Genomic DNA, 632 nt, shown 5'->3' on the forward strand with positions numbered 1-632 from the left:
GGAGGATTAGCTCAGTTGGGAGAGCGTCTGCCTTACAAGCAGAGGGTCACAGGTTCGAGCCCTGTATCCTCCATTGAGCCGTTAGCTCAGTTGGTAGAGCATCTGACTTTTAATCAGAGGGTCGACAGTTCGAGACTGTCACGGCTCATTATCCAGTACACCATGCGGGTGTGGCGGAACTGGCAGACGCGCTAGATTTAGGTTCTAGTGTCTTACGACGTGGGGGTTCGAGTCCCTTCACCCGCATTAATTGAATAACAATTTCACTTTCGCCGACTTAGCTCAGTTGGCAGAGCATCTCACTAGTAATGAGGAGGTCGGAGGTTCGAATCCTCTAGTCGGCATTTGTGCGGAAGTAGTTCAGTGGTAGAACATCACCTTGCCATGGTGGGGGTCGCGGGTTCGAATCCCGTCTTCCGCTTTTTATTAAGTAAAAAGCGTCTTTTCTTGCCGGGGTGGCGGAATTGGCAGACGCACAGGACTTAAAATCCTGCGGTTAGTGATAACCGTACCGGTTCGATCCCGGTCCTCGGCATTTACATTTTAATATTATTATGCACCCATAGCGCAACTGGATAGAGTGTCTGACTACGAATCAGAAGGTTGTAGGTTCGACTCCTACTGGGTGCATT

The 632-nt window shown here is 50.0% G+C and carries 7 tRNA genes; all 7 read left to right on the forward strand.

Going from position 1 to position 632, the window contains the following annotated elements:
* The 7 genes from ACYVR3_RS16170 (at position 1) to ACYVR3_RS16200 (ending at position 630) form a co-directional block, all read left to right on the forward strand.
* Positions 1-73, forward strand: a tRNA-Val gene (locus ACYVR3_RS16170).
* A gap of 2 nt (positions 74-75) precedes the next feature.
* Positions 76-148: transfer RNA gene (locus ACYVR3_RS16175), tRNA-Lys, on the forward strand.
* Between the two features lie 16 nt (positions 149-164).
* A tRNA-Leu gene (locus ACYVR3_RS16180) sits at positions 165-246 on the forward strand.
* 25 nt (positions 247-271) lie between these two features.
* Positions 272-344 (forward strand) — tRNA-Thr (locus tag ACYVR3_RS16185).
* 5 nt (positions 345-349) lie between these two features.
* A tRNA-Gly gene (locus ACYVR3_RS16190) sits at positions 350-421 on the forward strand.
* A 28-nt stretch (positions 422-449) separates the two neighbouring features.
* A tRNA-Leu gene (locus ACYVR3_RS16195) sits at positions 450-535 on the forward strand.
* 21 nt (positions 536-556) lie between these two features.
* Positions 557-630, forward strand: a tRNA-Arg gene (locus ACYVR3_RS16200).
* Positions 631-632 lie beyond the last annotated feature (2 nt).

The organism is Secundilactobacillus muriivasis (assembly GCF_054785195.1).